Source organism: Lentilactobacillus hilgardii (assembly GCF_009832765.1).
Taxonomy (GTDB): domain Bacteria; phylum Bacillota; class Bacilli; order Lactobacillales; family Lactobacillaceae; genus Lentilactobacillus; species Lentilactobacillus hilgardii.
This window is the reverse complement of sequence record NZ_CP047121.1, coordinates 2,898,229-2,916,487: the sequence shown is the minus strand read 5'-3', so window position 1 is coordinate 2,916,487 and position 18,259 is coordinate 2,898,229. Positions and strand designations below refer to the sequence as shown.

The window sequence follows — 18,259 nt, the reverse complement described above, 5'->3', positions numbered from 1 at the left end:
GAACCACTTCTATTTGTTGTTATGATGTTTGTTTGTCATACCAAGTTAAAATATATTATGATAACGACTACCGGGAAAATGATTATACTAGTGACAATTTTTACTATGCTTATTGTAAATGATGGAGTAGCAACTTTAAGTTGGTTTTGATGGGGCATGTTATAATTTTTGGAGTATCCTTTAATTATGCCTTTCAAATTTTTATTGTTAGGTATCATTAAATCGAGGCGATGTAGGTATGAAGAAAGTATTTGGGTGGATAGGATTAGTTACATCAGTTGTTGGCAGTTGTTTTATATTGAATATGCAAGTTCAGGCGGCAACATCCCCGCTTTTGCAAGCTTCAGTGCCGGGGATGTATAAGATGCTGACGACGGCGAAAAATGTTTCGCCGACGCCAATGAAAAAAACACAAACGACATGTTTTGATATTGTTTTGAAGCCTGATAGTTTCAAGAATATTAGAAACGCTGCATTGGCAGTCAGTACACCGGGAAATGCTGACTTCAAACATTATTTAACGCCTGGTGAGTTCGGCTCGAAATTTGGGGCTTCCGAGACAACTATTTCTCAATGGCAGAGGCTGTTAAAGCAACATTCCTTAAAGGCGCGACCTTTGAAAAACCAACTTATCATTCAAGTATCTGGTAAAGTCGGTAGAATTGATAAATTGTTCCGTACTAATTTGAATACGGCAAGGTACCATTCAAATCCTCTTCAATTCGGAGCCAAAGCACCTAAGATTCCGGGGAAATTGAGCAAAACCGTTTGGACGGTAGTGGGCTTAACAGATCACAGTCGCGGTTACATTAATACGAATACATTTCTGCCATTTCGGAGAACTTCCCGAAGAAAGAGCGGTCAGGCAAAATTGGGATTTACCAGTCGGTTTACCAATCATTATCATGTTGCACCGCTTTATAGAAAAGGGATGACTGGTAAAGGACAAACTACTGGCATTATTGCTTTTGAAGGCCTTCGAAAATCAAACGTTTTTCACTTTTGGAAACACGAAAAGGTCGATACCAATTCTGGCAGGTTAATGATTAAGCAGGTGGCATCACCTCTTTATCGTCCCAAAGATGTCGTTCGAAGTTCTGACGAAACCACAATGGATGCTGAGTATGCGGGTTCGGTTGCGCCAAAATCGAACGTCAGGGTTTATTTGGTTAATAATCCGTATCCGACTTTAACAAATTTCGTTGACGTTTATGAACAAGCATTTAACGATAATGTTGTCAGCAGTACAACTAATAGTTGGGGACTCATGGATAGTGGGACAATTGCCATTTTGAGACACCGACGTCTGCTAACACCGGCTTATCGACAGCTATTAACGCTTGTTTTAGCACAGGGAGCCATTCAAGGAGTTTCTAATTTCACGGCTTCCGGTGATGCCGGTGCTTATAATTACATGATCAAATCGATCAAGGGCAAGCAATTGATGTTTGATCGTACGTTAAGCTCATCGGATTTCTTTGACAGTAATCCGTTTATTACGTCAGTTGGCGGAACGACTTTGCCGTTTCGTATCAAAACCAAACTTGGATCAATTGTTAACAGGCATGAACGCGCGTGGGGAAGCGATTATGTTTGGCCGATTTTGCAACAACACCCAAGCATCATCCAAAGAGTGCCGATAAGCTTATTAGAATATACGGCTGGGAGTACCGGTGGCTTTAGTCATCAATATGATACACCGGCTTATCAAATGAATGTTCCAGGAGTTAACACATTTATGGCCCGTAACTTAATATCGGCTCTTGGACAACCGGTATTTGGTTCGCAAACCGTAACTGGAACGGGTTATGGTAGAAACTATCCGGATGTTTCGGCTGACTCGGATGCAGTAACGGGGTATTGGATCTATCAGAAAACAAAAAAGTATCCCAAAAAGCCGTGGAGTGATGGCGCGGGAACAAGTATCGCTTCACCACAGTACGCGGCAGCTGTTGCACTAATTAACAGTCAGGCTGGGCGAAAGCGAATGGGTTTCTGGAATCCACAGATCTATCAGTTGGCCCAGCAACCCGATTCGCCATTCACGCCACTGAACAGTACACAGAGCAATTCTAATCTATACTATGTCGGTCAGCCAGGGACAGTCTATAATCAGGCGACCGGTTTAGGGATTACTAATTTTGATAAATTGGCGCAGGCTTATAAGTGATTTTTAGGAAATTGAAGATTCGCATTCCCTTGCATAAGATAAAACCGCTAATCTCAGACAATGAGGTTAGCGGTTTTCGTTTGTACTTTAGATTATAAAAGAGGCTTCTTAAGAAACGGTTATTTCCCTGATTCTCCAGAAAAGATACGTAAGTTTATTTTTTCCTAGATAACCAAGTGCGATCAGGCCACAAATAAAACAAGATGTTTGAAACCCTGGGCCCATTGAAAATAGGTTAATCACGCTACTGCCAATCCCCAACACGCCAAATAAGAAAAGACCAGCGGTGTAAATAGGCAGACTAATTCTTGAAATCAGCCAGTTTCGGTTTACTAATGCTAATGGAAGATAGAGCAAAGCAGGTATTAACGCAAGAATGTCAATCCAACCTCGAGCAGCAGGCGGGGCATCCACAGTGAATCTTTCGATTATTAAGATCATAAGCAAAATACCAAGAATATGCTTTTGGCTTTTATTAATATTTCCCTTTGAATGGCTTCGAGTGAATAACAATTGATCGACTGGAACTTGATAGAAACTGGCAATTCTAACCAAGGTATCAATATCTGGCGTGGTTCTGCCGGTTTCCCAACTTGAAATTGTTGGTCTGGAAACATTTAGTTTTATGGCTAACTGGTTTTGATTAAGATGATTTTGTTTCCTGAAAAACTTCAGGTTTTCGATTAGTTTGCTATTCATGAGAACCAGGCACCTCTCTCTAATTAAAGTCTTGAAATTTTCTTGCTTATATCTTAAGCATAACGACTTGATATCAAAGTTACAAGATACATTCACTAACATCGGTAAAAAGAGTCCTAATCGTTGTCATAATCACCTTCGAGTGGGTGTACACTTTGTTCGAAATTTAAAAGTAACGCATTTAAGCATAGTTATTTGAAGCGGAAACTCACAATTGAATCGAGGGAAATCTAATGTTGAAAGTTACTGATGTAAATACCTTTATTGGCAGAAAGCGAATTGTTAAGAACGTTTCGTTTCAAGTTAATTCTGGTGCTATCGTCGGGTTGATTGGCCCGAATGGTGCTGGGAAAACGACAATCATGAAGACGATTCTAGGTTTGACTAAATTTACCGGCGGGATTTCTGTAAGTGATGAGTTGGTGACTGAAAATAATCATAATGCGCTATCCAAGGTTGGGGCGTTAATTGAGTACCCGGCAATTTATCCATTCTTAACGGGATCACAGAATTTGGAGCTGTATTCTTACGATAAGCAGGATGTGACGAATATCGTTTCGATGCTTCAAATGGATGCGTATATTAACAATAAGGCTAAAGGCTACTCCTTAGGTATGAAGCAGAAGTTGGGTATCGCCATTGCACTATTAAATCATCCCAAGTTAATCATTCTTGATGAACCAATGAATGGACTTGATGTTGAAGCAACGATTGGGGTTAGAAAAATCATTAAGCAATATGCTAAACAAGGAACCGCATTTTTAATTTCCAGTCATATTTTAAGCGAACTGCAGAAAGTGATGACAAGAGTCGTCTTAATTAACGATGGCCACGTGATTGTCAATCGAGATATCGAAACATTTAATCAAATCAGTCGGCAAAAATACAAATTAAGCACAGAAAGAGACAAATTGGCGATGCAACTACTTGAATCGAATCATATCTCAATTTCTAACAACACGGATAATTTCTTGGTAAAGAAAGAGGATCTCTTTAGAGCTCAGGACATTCTGTATCAGAACAAAATTCATTTAAAGGAAATATTACCGGCTGAAGCGAACTTTGAGCAACTCATTGTTAGCATTTTGGAAAAACAAAGAAGGCAACAGCATGAGGAATAGTTTAGCCGAGGAGTTCTATAAGTTTAATCATCAGAAAAATTTATTATTCGGTATCTTAGCTCTGCTAATCTTGATGGCTTATAGTAGCATTTCATCAAATGTTGGTTTCGTATCTGTTTCATTTGGGTTTGGGGCCGTCCAATGGATTCCAATTATTTTAATTGCAGTTGGATCAGCTTTCTTTGCCATGGAATACAATAACAACACCATCATCATGCTGCTTTACAAAAATTCTAATAAGTTAAAAATTTATTTAGCTAAATTTCTAGTCGTTTTCTTATATGGTGTGTTACTTGCAGCCATTGCGATCCTTTTTACATTTATACTCAAAATTATATTGGTAGGTAATAAGTATCGGTGGCTGGCCGATTATGTCGGGCATGAATCTTTACTGGATAGTCTAATGTTGCACATCGTGGGAACAATTATCTATTCATTCTTTATTGTGGCACTGTCTTTTATGCTTATTATGCTGGTCAAGGTTAATGCAGCAGTGATTGCTATTGGCTTGGCACTTGGCTTTCTGGGCGCGAGTATCTCGACAGCTTTGATGAAGACATATTCCACCTTACTAGCAGTCATAAAGTGGAACCCTCTGAATATGATCTTTGTGACCCAACAATTAGCCAACAGGTCGTATGCTAACCTATCTCAATTGAATGGCTGGCAGATTATTGTGGGAACTATTGGCTATGGTCTCGTTTTCGCAACATTGGGTTATGTTTTATTTAAACACCGTAGAATTTGATTTCTTATGAATGGAGATATTAGGATGGCTTTTAGCATATATCAAGAGTTCTATAAGTTAATGTACAAAAAAATTACTTGGATATCGCCGTTAATCCTTCTAGCATTAATGATCATGTCAGGATACACGATTGGTTTCAACGAGGGGAAATTGTTGACCATGACAAGTTATAACTCCCCTGACTGGATCATGTTCATTTTAGTGATTATTGGCGCGACAACCTTTTCAATGGAATTTCAAAATAACACAATCTTGACCTTACTGTATAAGGCATCCAACAAAATTGACGTCTATCTATCGAAGTATGTGATGATTTTCGGCTACAATGTCTTTCTGCATGTCTTGGCAATTATTTTTACAGTTGGGTTAAGATATGCACCGATGAACGCCCAAGTGGCTTGGTCAACAAGTTATCGATATCAGCAGCCGCTATGGGAAAATATGCTCAAAACTTCAGCGATTGATTTACTAACGACAATGTTAATCGTCAGTTTGGTTTTTCTGTTGTCATGTTTAATTAATAATAATGCCGTCGTGATTAGTGTGAGCTTCTTAGTGGTGTTCATGGGTCAATTTGTTACCGGAAGTTTGTTGAATTCGGGTAGATTTGCCACTGTTTTGAAATGGAATCCACTTAACATGATCAATCTAACTCGAGAATACTACAATTACATCACCTATTATGCGACTAGCCATTTGGCAAATGCCCAATTGCTGATTGGAACACTCTTTTATATGACTCTTTTCTTTGCGTTGGGTTATTTGATTTTTCGAAGGAAGCGGTTTTAGAAATAAGGTAAGGGAGTACCTGCTTGTTCATCTTTAGTTTGCTTTGACACATTAAATCACCCTGATTTTTTTCGTTAGCTTTTTTTCCAAACCAACGGCGATGCGTTATTGATGTTCAGTTCTGCTAAGGAGATTTCAAGTACTCCCAGTGAATCCTGACCAATAAATTGAGACACTTGGCTGGTCAGCTTGCCATTAAGATTAGTGATTTCGTAAAAGACACAGATGTGTTGATTGTAATTCCAGCGTTTGTATTGCCATGGAAACCGGAAACTGGTAACGCCTAACTGTTCAAGTTGGGTGGGAATCAGTCCGGCTTTTTCCTTTATTTGCGCTTACTGTTTGTGTCAAAAAAGCTTAATTCGATTGATCTCACTAAATTGTTAGCATAGTGAGCAATGATTCATAGGTGGTGACCGGCGCCCATCAGTTCAATAAAGATACTTGAGTCAGCTTCACGGTATTGTGCCAATCCCGATATTGCCAGTTGTAATTGTGAGTGTTACGTTTTGAAATGGTAGTAATGCCTCAACTGAACAGTTGTTGATGAAAATAAGGTTTGGAGCCGTTATTTTTTCAGTACGTATCAATAAGCCAATCCCGGTAGTGACACCATTTATCTTTAGCTGCAAGCCATTGCGGAGGAAGCCTAATAATTGTTTTACCACCCATTATATACTATAATTTGAGTAGCAAATGAAAGAGAGGCGAGACAATCATGGCACCGAAGGAAAAGAAACGTGTCCAGGTTCAAATTGACAAAGACTTAGCGGACGATACCGAGGCAGTTTTAAACGAGTTGGGGCTGAATCAGACAACGGCTATTAATATGTTTTATAAGCAGATTGTGGCTGATGGTGCTTTACCGTTTAAACCAGCGTTAAACGAAGCCAAAAAAGCTAATTTGCGCTTTTTAAAAGCTACCGAGAAGACACCGGTAACTAAGTTTAAAAATGCGCAAGAAGTTGCTGATTGGCTCAACGATCCCAATGAAGACTAATGACTTAATCACCCTCTATGTTAGCTTCGTACAAACCAAAGGCGGTAAATCAAGACCGGTTTTAATTCGCAAAGTAGCGTCCCAGACAGTGGAGGCTTTCAAAATAACGAGCAAGTATCAAAATAAATCAGCTTACATTAAGCAACAATACTATCCAACTAAGAATTGGCAATCAGCTGGATTGAACCGACCTTCATGGGTTGACCTAGGCAATCTTTATCAGTTTCCGAAAACCGGTTTGAAGTTTAAAGAAATTGGTCATCTAAGTCGATTAGATCAAATCAAGATTGCGGACTTTGCCGTTAAGTTAAGGGCAAAAAGAAAGCTTGAAAGCTAAAAAGTCATTTCTCAGAGTTGGCGTTAATACTGGAATGTTCGAATTTAACTGAATCTTATTCAGGTTCCTGATTCAAATAAACGTTAAATGACCAAATGTGTTTGGCTGTCTTTAATTGGTTAAAAAGCAAAATCGGCAGGGAATTTATTCCCCGTCGATTTGTTTTTCTTTGTTAAGTTGATTATTGAAATTCCCGGAGTGGCTAATCCACAGAAGCAAATAAACTCGTTTTCATGTTATTTATATTCCGCAAATAACTTGGCGAAATTGGTTGTCCCTAATCCACTAGCTTGGTTGTAAAGCTTTCCAGGTTGACCAGTGTAGTATAAGTTTGAATTATCAGTTGTTGCATTCAACGGTGTAAAGGGCGAGTTACTGGACTGTGCAAGTTGATAGATTTGTGGGTTCCAAAAGCCCATTCGTGCGTGATTAGGGGCACTATTAATCAGCGCGGCAACGGCAGCGTATTGTGGTGAAACGATGCTTGTGCCGCCAACAGCATTCCATGGACTTTCTCCTTTTTCCTGTTGATACATCCAATAGCCAGTCTGCAAATCTGCATCCGCGGACATATCAGGATAGTTACGCCCATAGTTATGGCCACTCAGTAACGGTTGATTATAAATTTGCTGTCCCAAATTAGACAGGTAGTTTCGTGCATTAAAAGTATTAACGCCTGGAACGTTTAATTGGTAGCTTGGAGTAGCGTAATCATGGTCAAAGCCACCGCCTCCACCATTAATGCTTTCGACAATCTGATATGGATTCTTTGCTAGAAAAGAAGAATGTTGTTGGAGTAATGGCCAGATATAATCATTTCCCCAACTTCGTTCTTTCTTAACGGTCACTCTGCCAAGCTTTTGACCAGAAGCGTACACATCTCCCTTAAACGGTAACGTGGTGCCACCGAGGGAAGTTATCCAAGGATTAGCGCTTAGGACATCTGCCGAGCTGGTATTTATATCCAACAAGGTTCGTTTGCGGTAGCTTGATTTTGTTGAGGCTAAGTTTAAAGCACCATAATCGCCAGCTTCGGTAAAACTCGATATTCCCTGAAGGGCACCTTGGGATAATACTAAATCTAACAATTGTTTAAAATGAGGACTTACAAGGTGTTGTTTAAGTAATTGTGCATAATTAGAACCGTAACTTAGTCCCCAGCTATTTGAAAGTGAAGAAGCTGTGTTTTGATGAAAAGCTGTTAAATAGGCATTAATCATATTGGTAATTGAAGGAAGAGCATCAGATACTAAATATACTTTAATATTAGCATTAGGTGCTACTGAGCCTGCATATTCGGTATCCATGGTTGTCTCAAGTTCGTCGTTGGATACAAGCCTTGGATGAGTTTGTGGGCCAGTCACTCTTTTGATTGATAGGCGTTCTGGATCAGTGCTAGCCTTTTCATGCCTCCAAAAATGAAAAGCATTGGTTTTACGAAGATTCCCGAATGCAATAATGCCAATTGTTTGCCCACTTCCAGTTAATCCTTTCCTATACAGTGGGGTGACATTATAACGGTCGGTAAATCTTTTAGTGAAACCAGGATGAGAATTCGAACTTGAGCTTGCAAAGCCACTATCCGCCGGGAGTCTGTAATTAGGATTGTGATCGGTAAGTCCAGATAAAAACCATACTGAATTTTGAAGCGTTTTGTTGAATCTAGGACGTCTTTTCCCAAATTGAAGCGGATCATGGTGGTATTTGGCAGTGTTAATATCAACTTTAAATGTGTTATCAATATTCTTTGCCTTACCATTGACGTTAAGAACGATGTTATTAAAATTAGTAACCTTAAGATGTTTCTTTTTAAGAAAACGGGTCCATCTGTTAATAATGGCTGTTGATTGCCCATAAGTTTTGGCAAGGGTACCTGGTGTTATAAACTGTTTGAAATTGGCAGATCCAGGTGTATTAACTTCACTGGCCGTTTTTAAGGGACTAATTTTAGGTTTTAAGATGATGTCAAAACTAGTGGTTGTATTTTGACTCAGATGTGCCGGTTTGATGAGTTTCCCATTTGTTAACGATTTGTATACAGTATTGATTGGATTTTTATCAGCATAGATTTCTGAACTTGAAATAAGAAGCGTGGTGACGGTACTTAAGCAGATTACTAAAATAATTTTTTTGAACTTCATTAAATTAATCCTTTCAATAATGATTGTCCCCTTAATATATATTCAAGGTATGCCTTGTTGAAAGTGATGTCAATGCTGGTTGGACCATATATTCTGAATCTCTTAATTCAAGACGCAAAATTTCTTCACTTCGCTCAAAATACAAATTCAACCTCCGAGAAAAAAGTGAGGCTATAATAATCCCATAAAAGCCAGTTTAGAAAGAAGATAATCAAATGGAAGAATCATCTCGCTACATTTGGCAGGTAGCCGGTTTGTTTGCAACGCTGATTATTGCAATGGCTTTTTTAGCTGTTATTTTGTTTACCGTAAAAAGGTCGGTTACAATTTCTCAGTCCGTAATGATTTGGGTCCAAGATGTCCCTTTATTTGCTATTTTTTATTTCATTAACCGACGATTTACTAAGCAAAAAATTGGGATTAAGCCGACTATTTCTTGGGGTCAATTACTAGTGGTAAGTTGGCCGTTATATCTGGCGATTGCAATAGCAGTTTCGGAAATCGTCATCGACAGGAACTTGTACTGGATGTTAGCAATCTCAGCTGGTTTATGTGCTGGGATATTTGAAGAATTTTTGTTTCGAGGATTAATTTTAGGAATCCTTTTAAAGGCATTCATGCACATGACTAAAAAACGACAGGTATGGTTGGCTGTTGTTATTTCAAGCGTCCTGTTTGGTTTAATCCACTCCGTCAATGTTTTGCGCCAACCAATTGGTGACACAGCTTTACAGATGTTGTTTGCCGTATGGTTCGGACTGATACTGAGTGTGCTTTATTTGCGTTCTGGGACAATTATTCTACCAATGTTATTCCATGGCACTTGGGATTTCTCCATAGGAATTGCTAAAGGTTCTATTAATGAAACTGCTACGGTAACACTTGCTGAGATCATTACTAATGTTGTTCTATTTTTAATTGTTTTACTCATTTGTGCCTACTGTTTGCGCCAAAAGAAGCTCAATTCGATCAATCTTACTAAATTGTTAGCATAGTGATCAATCGTCCGGAACTTCCCAAAGGTGTGAGGAGAATTGATTATTAGGCAAAGGTTACTAGTATGTCGATAATCAGAAGGGGTTTCTAAATTGAAGAAAATGAATACCATTATTTAATTAACAAACTAAGTCGGCGGGGAGTTTAATCTCCGTCGATTTATTACAGTTCTGAGATTTTTGGACATTGGTCCGACTAACAAGAATTACCCGCAGTTAAATTGTCATTGTTTTTTTAGTAAAAAAGCTGTCAGACTAATTTGGTTTCGGTGCTATACTATCTGTGGAGGCGAGATCATTGAAGAAAAAAAGCTTATTACTAACCACCTTGATAACGACTTTGGGGGTCGGCGTTATCAGTGTTGGTTCAGCCGTATTAACGCACGCGTCTGTTCGCTATTACACGGTCAAAACGATTAATCGAGATAACTTACCTTATCATGCGACAATCCAGCGCTCGGCTTATGTTTATAATGTTAGCCACACACGAAAGTTACATAACTTAAAGAATTATCCCAATACCACGTGGTATGTTTCAAAAAGTCTGTTAATGCGTTCCAGCTATACCGGTAAAAGAGCCGTTTATTATTGCGTGACCAGTGGTAACGGTCGCGCCAGTGGCATTGTTTGGCGAGGTTACTTAACGGCCGGAGTTAATTCAGGCACTAGCACAACGCCTAACGCGGGTAGTTCTTCCACAAACGATAGTTCAACTGATACTGGTTCATCAAGTAATGCCAGTACGACCGGAAGCCCCAATAGTGGCTCAACAACGGCTGACAAAACGACACTTAAACAACAGTTTCAAGCATTTTTAGCAATGCCGCAGCAAACTGCAGAAACACAGATCATGAATAAAGTTAAGCAGGATTTAGCCGGAAAGTATACTTTTGATACGAACTTGATGAATTATGCTGACTATACTCAACACTATGGTGAAAACAACCCAAATATTTCTGACCCGAACGATACTGCGATAGCAGCACGCTTTGGTCTGAATTTGGACAACCTAATCCAAATTGGGGACGACGTTGATGATTATGACAGTAGTTGGTTTGACAATGTTAAGGATGATTCATCTGTCACAGGCAATAGCTATGTTAATGCTTTCGCAAAATCAATTGAAGATGGCATTATTGGGCTTGCAAAAGCTCATCCTGACTATACGAAAATCGGTTTTGGAATTATCGTTGCTCAACCTCATACTTATACTCGGTCTGTTGGCGATGCTGAAATTGTTGAGAAATAAAAATCCTGTATAAAAAGTGTACCAATTTTTTGGGTGCTATATTAATTTTGGAGGTGAGATCATTGAAGAAAAAAAGCTTATTACTAACCACCTTGATAACGACTTTGGGAGTCGGTGTTATCAGTGTCGATTCAGCCGTATTAACGCACGCGTCTGTTCGCTATTACACGGTCAAAACGATTAATCGGGATAACTTACCTTATCATGCAACAACCCAGCGCTCAGCTTATGTTTATAATGTTAGCCACACACGAAAGTTGCATAACTTGAAGAACTATCCCAATACCACGTGGTATGTTTCTAAAAGCCTGTTAATGCGTTCCAGTTATACCGGTAGAAAAGCTGTTTATTATTATGTGACCAGTGGTAACGGTCGAGTCAATGGGATTGTTTGGCGGTGCTATTTAACGGCTGGAACGAATCCGGGGGCCAGTTCGGATACTAATTCTGGTGATTCAACTTCAAATAGCAATTCAGCTGATAATGGCGGTACAAATACAGGAGCAACAGGAAACAATAATTCGTCAACCAATAGCAATAGTGGAACCAATTCAGGATTAACTGGTAGTTCAACGACCACCTATTCAACTAATAGCAATCAATTTAACACTAAAGATGTGACCGCGTTTAATAAGCAAATTATCCAGCTTTTTCCTGGACTATTAGAGGATCAGAAGCTGGATGATGTGGCTTCTCAAGATCTTGAACTGTCAAATAAGTATAACTATGGGGATCAGGAGACACTTCTTGATAAATACATTGTTCAAACATATGGGGGGCATCCATATGGCCTTCTTGAAGATTGGAATGCGGTGGCGGCTCCTAATGTTAGTTTGGTTAAAAAGCAAGTTGCAGATCCGCTAAGCACAATTGATTATTCGGACATAGAAAAATACAAAGGTTATCATATTGGTGTGGCTAGCGAAGCCAAATCGAGTAGTTCAAACAGCAGTAAAATCACTAAAATTGATTATTATATTTATATTTTACCGGCAAATCCAAAAATAACGCTGGCAAGTTGATGCCAGTCTGATATTAGTATGATCCGCGCTTAAACTAATTAGTGCTGTTAATAAGATCTGACAACTATGAAAATAAAGACATAAAAACCACTAGATCATGATTATGTAAGAAAGAGGGCCCTCTTTCTCGGAAACGCATTTACCGGTTTCTAAGTTAACCAAGCTTTTACAATTATAATCAGAATGGGGGTTCCAATTCCGGTTACCAAGGTCGCAATCAACCAATTTTGAATTTTACTTAGTTGATCAATTTCGCGTTGTGTTTCAGTCGCGGTTTCTAAAGCCCGATCAGCTTTGTTACTGATGGCATTGAGGTCGTCAAGTTTGGTGCTAATGCGAGCGACATCGGTTTTAATGTCAATTAAAGTCTTGGTGAAGTTAATTTGTTCAGTTCCACGTTCACTCATTGTTCTGGCCATTTCCTTTCCTTAATTATTGACAACAGCCGGAATCTTCGTGAATAACTGACATAATGAAAATTGAAAATAGTTATTTGCCATGTGCACTACTCTGTTGGGGAGTGTTGGTTCCCGCCGACTGCTTTGGGGTAACAGACTTTGATGCATCAGCCGTAGGCAAGTGATTGTCACCTTGGGTGACATGCTTGTATTCCTGATAAGCTTTTTCAATGGTGGCCGAAAGCGTTTCTTGGCTGATTTTAAAGCCGTTAGCCATCAATTTATCAGAAAGAAAGCGGATGGCTTCTTTCTTACGTTCGGCTTTGCTTAAACCAGCCATGACGGCCATCTCAGGAACGATCACTGCGGCTAATTGATCAGCTAATTGAAGGGCCTGTTTAACCTGACCGTTCTTTTCGCTGTTGATTTTAGTGGTAATTAACGGGTGTAACTGTTTGTAAATGGTGCCAATTACGGCTGCAATTAACCACAGGACGCCAGCTGCCTGAGCCCAATTAAAACCACTGGATATTTCCTTTACCAAAATAATCACCTCCTTTATTGACGACGCTATTTGGCTAAATGCGTTTCCGATTGATTAGTTAGTCAAACATAATTACTGGCTTAGTTATCCAACTTTGGCTGAGAAAATTTAGTACATAATAAAAAAACCATTAATTAGTTATGGATTAACTAACCATGGTTTCATTATCATTGAAATTTATCGAAAAAAATGCAGACTTTGAGCAAGATTTGTGCAACTTTTGAGAAAGCATTGGGAAACGATTGAGAAAAAAAGTGTGCAAATCCAATTGGTTTCGGTGCTATACTATCTGTGGAGGCGAGATCATTGAAGAAAAAAAGCTTATTACTAACCACCTTGATAACGACTTTGGGGGTCGGTGTTATCAGTGTCGGTTCAGCCGTATTAACGCACGCGTCTGTTCGCTATTACACGGTCAAAACGATTAATCGGGATAACTTACCTTATCATGTGACAACCCAGCGCTCAGCTTATGTTTATAATGTTAGCCACACACGAAAGTTGCATAACTTAAAGAACTATCCCAATACCACGTGGTATGTTTCTAAAAGCCTGTTAATGCGTTCCAGTTATACCGGTAGAAAAGCTGTTTATTATTATGTGACCAGTGGTAACGGTCGTGCCAGTGGCATTGTTTGGCGAGGCTACTTAACGGCCGGAGTTAATTCAGGCACTAGCACAATGCCTAACACGGGCAGTTCTTCTTCAAACAATAGTTCAACTGACACGAGTTCCAGCTCTAGTTCGAGTAATGTGAGCAGTGATGCATCGGCCAGTACCTCTACACCTACCTATTCAACAGATAGTACCCAATTTAATTCAAAAGAAGCTTCAACCTTCAATAAGCAGATTTTACAATTGGCTCCTGGGTTAATAGAGGATCAAAGATTGGACGACTTGGCATCGTACAGTCTTTGGCTAAATGATCAATATAATCATGATGATCAGCCATTATTTTCTGGGAGATTAGTTAAATTATATGGTGGCAGCCCACAAGGATTGCTACAAGATTGGGGCTTTGTCCAAAACCCAGATATCTATACTGTAAAGAGTCAACTTAGTAATAGGTTAAACGAAATTGATTTTTCAAATTTGGATCAATATCAGGGCTATCACATCGGGGTGGCTAGCGAGGCAGAGTCAGATAATCCCGGTGGTGGGAAAATTTCTAGGGTTAATTATTATGTATTTATTTTGCCGGCCAATCCTAAAATAACTCCAAGTACCTATAAGCCCGTTTAGGGTAAAATAAATAGTTCTGAAAATGTTTTTTTGTGTGTGAAAGCTTTGTGTATTTAGTTCATTAGAATATTTGACCATAAAAAGGTGCCCCATAATTGTTAGGATTTTTCTAACAATTATGGGGCACTTCTCAATTTCTCAAAACTTTTACCTGTGTGTTAGAATACCACACCTCGAATTCTAACAACCGCTTGTTTTGATCATATCTTTAAATTTCATCGAACTATTATTATTTTTGGAGAAAGAAAAAATGTTCACAGTGACCAATTGTTTAAAAAGGTACCCGTGTTACTCCAGCCAAATCTATATTGATGAACAGTACCAGCACTTGGACTAATGCGTAGAATAGTCCAAGCGTTGTTATCTCGGCCGTCAATTGTTCGTTGACCTTGACCATCACCACGGTCGGATAGCGCACACGTTTGGCGAATAAACTGAATACCACCAGCAACCGTTTGATCATCTTCATGGGTATGACCGACGATGGTCCCAAGAATATTGCGATTATTACTCTGATAATTTGTTAGATCTCTAAAAATCTCATTACTTTCGTTAACACCGGTTGGGTTAGTTATGGAGTTATTTTCGAATGGGGATCTTTCTTCTTGTTTCCAGCCGGATACTCCGTTTAATGAAATATGATCAAATACCAAGATCTTATTGCCTGCTGGAACATTATTCAATGCCCCGGGTAACCATTTAAGCTGATCAACGTCATAATGAGTATAGCCATGACGGAATGAATAAAAGTCAACCTTACCATTGTCTTCTAGCTCGTCTGGTTGATCAAAGCCGTCCAAAACAACAATACTCAAATTACTGTTGGGAACATCATAAGTGCCAAAAACCGCGTTGTTTCTGTTTTGAGTTGGCCGGTTTAACCATTGACTGCCGCGAATATTCCAAGCATCATCATTTCCGAGTACTTGGGTTGTGTCGTTACGAGTAATGTTTCGGGCATAACCGGAATTATCATCATGATTTCCTTGGAGAATGATATACGGGCGCTGGCTCAATTTGATTGCATCAACAGCACGGTTAACATCAATTTTACTGAGATCCTTTGGTTTAACACCATCATTGACATCACCACCGTGAACAACCAGATCAACACCGTAAGTCTTGGCATACCAGCTCATCAGCATCATACTGTGTAGCACCCGAGCGGTTGCTGGGGTTTTATAGCTATCATAGTGGGTATCAGTAATATATGCGATTAATACATCGTCATCATGTTGGTCAGCGCTGTTATTGACCTGCTCGTTAAACTGTTCTAGCTGGGTTTGCTCATCACTAGAAGGTGTGAAGTTTGTGTCAACTGTTTCAGTCTCAATACTGTTTGAGTCTTCAAGACTATCCCAATCAGTATTTGTGGTGTTCTGAATATATGGCCAAATATCTTGCCAGGGTTGTTCATAATTTTGATCATGAACATAGCCAACCTGTTCGTGAAATTTGGTGCCATTAAAAGTGCCGGAGGATTTATCATGACCTGACAAGGTATCCAATTTTCCAATTGGCATGTAATTGCCATCGGTAAACTTCACCCACATCCGATCATTACCATTTGTTTTGGCAACATAGTGAACATTATCACCGGCCTTATGAGTAGTTCCAGTTTCATGAGAGTCATCGAAAACAGGTGCCGTTCTCGTGGCTGCACCGCTGTCCATATGAACAATTCCGTTTGAAGGAAATTCGTATCCTTCCAAACTGGATACGGGTGTTTGGCCACTTAATGTCGGAGTACCCGTGTCGGTACCACCTTGTGTTCGCGAGCTACCGGTTGATGAACCTCCAGTTCCGGTTCCTGAACCAGATCCAGTACCTGTGCCAGAGGCATAAACGGGATCTCCAGGGTTGCTATCCGTGCCATAGTATTGGAATGGGTCAATCGATGCGTAAGGCGCATATAGTGTATTACCTGTTGACACGTCTTCGTAACGCAACCAGTAGTAATTATCATCCTTTACTTTGCCGTTATAGTTTAGAGTTGTACCGGCATCAATCGGACCAACTACACTGCTTTCAGCGGTTGAATCTTTATGGGCAGCCATTGGAATGTCAAACGTAAAGCTGCCGTCAATTGCCAAACTGGTTCCATCCGGGGTTTGGTTAGCGACATTAGCACCGTCCTGACCGGTAAGAGTTCCTAAACCTGAACCACCAGTAGTTGAGCCGCTACCTGAGCCGGTATCACCGGAACCAGACCCGGTGTCACCAGTGGAGGCTTGGATCGGATCATCGGAATTAGAATCTGTTCCAAAATAGGTGCCTTTAATGATGTTGGCATAAGGCACATAATGTGTTGTGCCATTAGAGCCGGTGTATACCAGCCAGAAATGATCATCGTTCTTTTCCTTACCCGTATAATTGACTGATTGCCCCGCATCATAAGTTGCTAAACCAGTATCGCTCATTTCCGGTGTTGATCGTACCCGACAATTTGTGTTAAACGTAAAGCTCCCTGATTCGGTGATGGAGTAGCCATCTGGGGTGTTTTGTGCTGCTGTTGTATCCATAAATAAAACTTCCTTTCAAGTTTTTGCTTACTTTCGTAAACCAGTCGCTATCAGATTGACAAAGATTCCAATTGAATGGTTGGCTTTATTAAACTGATCAATCGACTAATTTACTTGGCTGTTAAAAGGGCCCCTTTGACTAACCATGTCTTTATTATGCCGAATTATTTTGTTCAGGATTGCAAACTTTGAGCAAATTTTGTGCAACTTTTGAGAAAGAATTGGAAAACGATTGAGAAAAAAGTGTGCAAATCTAATTAGTTTTGGTGCTATACTACTTGTGGAGGCGAGATCTCTGAAAAAGAAAAGCTTATTACTGACCACTTTGATAACGGCTTTAGGAGTGGGCGTCATCAGTGTCAGTTCTTCAGGATTAACGCACGCGTCAGTTCGCTATTACACGGTCAAAACGATTAATCGAGCTAATTTACCTTATCATGCGACAACCCAGCGCTCAGCTTATGTTTATAATGTTAGCCACACGCGAAAGCTACATGACTTAAAGAACTATCCCAATACCACGTGGTATGTTTCTAAAAGTCTGTTAATGCGTTCCAGTTATACCGGTAAAAGAGCCGTTTATTACTACGTGACCAGTGGTAACGGTCGTGCCAGTGGCATTGTTTGGCGAGGCTACTTAACGGCCGGAGTTAATTCAGGGACTAGCACGACGCCTAACGCGGGTAGTTCTTCTTCAAACGATAGTTCAGCTAATACCGGTTCATCAAGTAATACCAGTACGACCGGAAGCCCCAATAATGGCTCAACGACGGCTGACAAAACGACACTTAAACAACAGTTTCAAGCATTTTTAGCAATGCCGCAGCAAACCGCGGAAACACAAATCATCAATAAAGTTAAGCAGGATTTAGCTGGAAAGTATACGCTTGACACGAATTTAATGAATTATGGTAATTATAGTCAGCATTATGCGGAAACTCATCCGAATATCTCCGATCCAAATAGTACTGCAATAGCGGCCCAGTTCGGATTAAGCGATGATAATTCTATTCATTTTGGTGATGATGTTGATACATACAATAGCAGTTGGTTTGGCAATGTTAAGTATAATCCGTCGGATACAGGAAATAGTTATGTGAATGCCTTTGCAGAACCAATTGAGAAGGGAATTATAACACTCGAAAGAGAACACCCAGATTACCCAAAAGTCGGGTTTGGAATTAGCATTGGGCAGGCCCATACGTACACTCGAGAGGCTTCAGATGTTATAGTAATTGAAAAGTAAAAAAAACAGGATGCAATTTTGCGTCCTGTTTTTATA

At 39.7% G+C, this 18,259-nt stretch carries 15 protein-coding genes and 1 pseudogene; 11 read left to right on the top strand and 5 right to left on the bottom strand.

Translation table 11 applies throughout. From position 1 onward, the window contains the following. The first annotated feature begins 238 nt into the window (after positions 1 to 238). Positions 239 to 2,170 (top strand): S53 family peptidase, encoded by a 1,932-nt coding sequence (locus GQR93_RS13760; RefSeq protein WP_003550673.1) that lies wholly within the window; start codon positions 239 to 241, stop codon positions 2,168 to 2,170. A gap of 108 nt (positions 2,171 to 2,278) precedes the next feature. Here the strand turns inward: GQR93_RS13760 and GQR93_RS13755 are convergent, their stop codons facing one another. Next, positions 2,279 to 2,869, bottom strand: a complete 591-nt coding sequence (locus GQR93_RS13755) for a helix-turn-helix transcriptional regulator (protein WP_003550671.1) — start codon at positions 2,867 to 2,869, stop codon at positions 2,279 to 2,281. Between the two features lie 233 nt (positions 2,870 to 3,102). Between GQR93_RS13755 and GQR93_RS13750 the strand changes: the two genes are divergently transcribed. The 5 genes and pseudogenes from GQR93_RS13750 to GQR93_RS13730 all read left to right on the top strand — a co-directional run. Beyond that, positions 3,103 to 3,990 (top strand): ABC transporter ATP-binding protein, encoded by an 888-nt coding sequence (locus tag GQR93_RS13750; protein ID WP_003550669.1) that lies wholly within the window; start codon positions 3,103 to 3,105, stop codon positions 3,988 to 3,990. Further along, entirely contained in the window at positions 3,980 to 4,738 is a 759-nt protein-coding gene (locus GQR93_RS13745; protein ID WP_003550667.1) for an ABC transporter permease, read from the top strand. The genes GQR93_RS13750 and GQR93_RS13745 overlap by 11 nt, the downstream gene beginning before the upstream one ends. Positions 4,739 to 4,762: 24 nt before the next feature. Further along, positions 4,763 to 5,527 carry an ABC transporter permease gene (locus tag GQR93_RS13740; RefSeq protein WP_035444149.1) on the top strand — a complete coding sequence of 255 codons (765 nt, stop codon included), beginning with the start codon at positions 4,763 to 4,765 and terminating at the stop codon, positions 5,525 to 5,527. A gap of 718 nt (positions 5,528 to 6,245) precedes the next feature. Continuing rightward, complete coding sequence (locus GQR93_RS13735; RefSeq protein ID WP_003550664.1) at positions 6,246 to 6,527, top strand: type II toxin-antitoxin system RelB/DinJ family antitoxin; 282 nt, start codon at positions 6,246 to 6,248, stop codon at positions 6,525 to 6,527. Next, positions 6,517 to 6,852, top strand: a pseudogene (locus tag GQR93_RS13730) (hypothetical protein); the annotation flags it as partial. The gene GQR93_RS13735 and the pseudogene GQR93_RS13730, both read left to right, overlap by 11 nt. 248 nt (positions 6,853 to 7,100) lie before the next feature. On the opposite strand, the gene GQR93_RS13725 reads toward GQR93_RS13730, so the two are convergent. After that, entirely contained in the window at positions 7,101 to 9,005 is a 1,905-nt protein-coding gene (locus tag GQR93_RS13725) for a S53 family peptidase (protein ID WP_003550659.1), read from the bottom strand. Between the two features lie 215 nt (positions 9,006 to 9,220). Between GQR93_RS13725 and GQR93_RS13720 the strand changes: the two genes are divergently transcribed. The 3 genes from GQR93_RS13720 to GQR93_RS13710 all read left to right on the top strand — a co-directional run bounded on the left by GQR93_RS13720 (position 9,221) and on the right by GQR93_RS13710 (position 12,271). Further along, on the top strand, positions 9,221 to 10,000 hold the full coding sequence (locus GQR93_RS13720) for a CPBP family intramembrane glutamic endopeptidase (RefSeq protein WP_003550657.1): 780 nt from the start codon (positions 9,221 to 9,223) through the stop codon (positions 9,998 to 10,000). A 298-nt stretch (positions 10,001 to 10,298) separates the two neighbouring features. Next, a complete protein-coding gene (locus GQR93_RS15480; RefSeq protein WP_003550655.1) occupies positions 10,299 to 11,249 on the top strand; it encodes a hypothetical protein in 951 nt (316 codons plus the stop codon). Positions 11,250 to 11,311: 62 nt separating this feature from the next. Next, positions 11,312 to 12,271 carry a D-alanyl-D-alanine carboxypeptidase gene (locus GQR93_RS13710; protein WP_159298814.1) on the top strand — a complete coding sequence of 320 codons (960 nt, stop codon included), beginning with the start codon at positions 11,312 to 11,314 and terminating at the stop codon, positions 12,269 to 12,271. A gap of 149 nt (positions 12,272 to 12,420) precedes the next feature. On the opposite strand, the gene GQR93_RS13705 is transcribed toward GQR93_RS13710, so the two are convergent. Both GQR93_RS13705 and GQR93_RS13700 read right to left on the bottom strand, forming a co-directional pair. After that, a complete protein-coding gene (locus GQR93_RS13705; protein WP_003550651.1) occupies positions 12,421 to 12,690 on the bottom strand; it encodes a hemolysin XhlA family protein in 270 nt (89 codons plus the stop codon). Between the two features lie 70 nt (positions 12,691 to 12,760). After that, a complete protein-coding gene (locus tag GQR93_RS13700; RefSeq protein ID WP_050757937.1) occupies positions 12,761 to 13,213 on the bottom strand; it encodes a phage holin, LLH family in 453 nt (150 codons plus the stop codon). A gap of 306 nt (positions 13,214 to 13,519) precedes the next feature. Between GQR93_RS13700 and GQR93_RS13695 the strand changes: the two genes are divergently transcribed. Next, the gene (locus tag GQR93_RS13695) at positions 13,520 to 14,455 is read left to right on the top strand and encodes a hypothetical protein (RefSeq protein WP_003550642.1); all 936 of its coding nucleotides are present in this window, start codon (positions 13,520 to 13,522) and stop codon (positions 14,453 to 14,455) included. Between the two features lie 254 nt (positions 14,456 to 14,709). Here GQR93_RS13695 and GQR93_RS13690 read toward each other — a convergent pair whose 3' ends face one another. Beyond that, positions 14,710 to 16,977 (bottom strand): SH3 domain-containing protein, encoded by a 2,268-nt coding sequence (locus GQR93_RS13690; protein WP_159298813.1) that lies wholly within the window; start codon positions 16,975 to 16,977, stop codon positions 14,710 to 14,712. A 280-nt stretch (positions 16,978 to 17,257) separates the two neighbouring features. Between GQR93_RS13690 and GQR93_RS15475 the strand changes: the two genes are divergently transcribed. Next, positions 17,258 to 18,223 carry a D-alanyl-D-alanine carboxypeptidase gene (locus GQR93_RS15475; protein WP_225442035.1) on the top strand — a complete coding sequence of 322 codons (966 nt, stop codon included), beginning with the start codon at positions 17,258 to 17,260 and terminating at the stop codon, positions 18,221 to 18,223. Positions 18,224 to 18,259 lie beyond the last annotated feature (36 nt).

Coding starts and splice junctions, on each gene's coding strand:
- GQR93_RS13755 (WP_003550671.1), bottom strand. CDS start 2,869: ATGAATAGCAAACTAATCGAAAACCTGAAGTTTTTCAGGAAACAAAAT.
- GQR93_RS13725 (WP_003550659.1), bottom strand. CDS start 9,005: ATGAAGTTCAAAAAAATTATTTTAGTAATCTGCTTAAGTACCGTCACC.
- GQR93_RS13760 (WP_003550673.1), top strand. CDS start 239: ATGAAGAAAGTATTTGGGTGGATAGGATTAGTTACATCAGTTGTTGGC.
- GQR93_RS13745 (WP_003550667.1), top strand. CDS start 3,980: ATGAGGAATAGTTTAGCCGAGGAGTTCTATAAGTTTAATCATCAGAAA.
- GQR93_RS13690 (WP_159298813.1), bottom strand. CDS start 16,977: ATGGATACAACAGCAGCACAAAACACCCCAGATGGCTACTCCATCACC.
- GQR93_RS13750 (WP_003550669.1), top strand. CDS start 3,103: ATGTTGAAAGTTACTGATGTAAATACCTTTATTGGCAGAAAGCGAATT.
- GQR93_RS13720 (WP_003550657.1), top strand. CDS start 9,221: ATGGAAGAATCATCTCGCTACATTTGGCAGGTAGCCGGTTTGTTTGCA.
- GQR93_RS13735 (WP_003550664.1), top strand. CDS start 6,246: ATGGCACCGAAGGAAAAGAAACGTGTCCAGGTTCAAATTGACAAAGAC.
- GQR93_RS13705 (WP_003550651.1), bottom strand. CDS start 12,690: ATGGCCAGAACAATGAGTGAACGTGGAACTGAACAAATTAACTTCACC.
- GQR93_RS13740 (WP_035444149.1), top strand. CDS start 4,763: ATGGCTTTTAGCATATATCAAGAGTTCTATAAGTTAATGTACAAAAAA.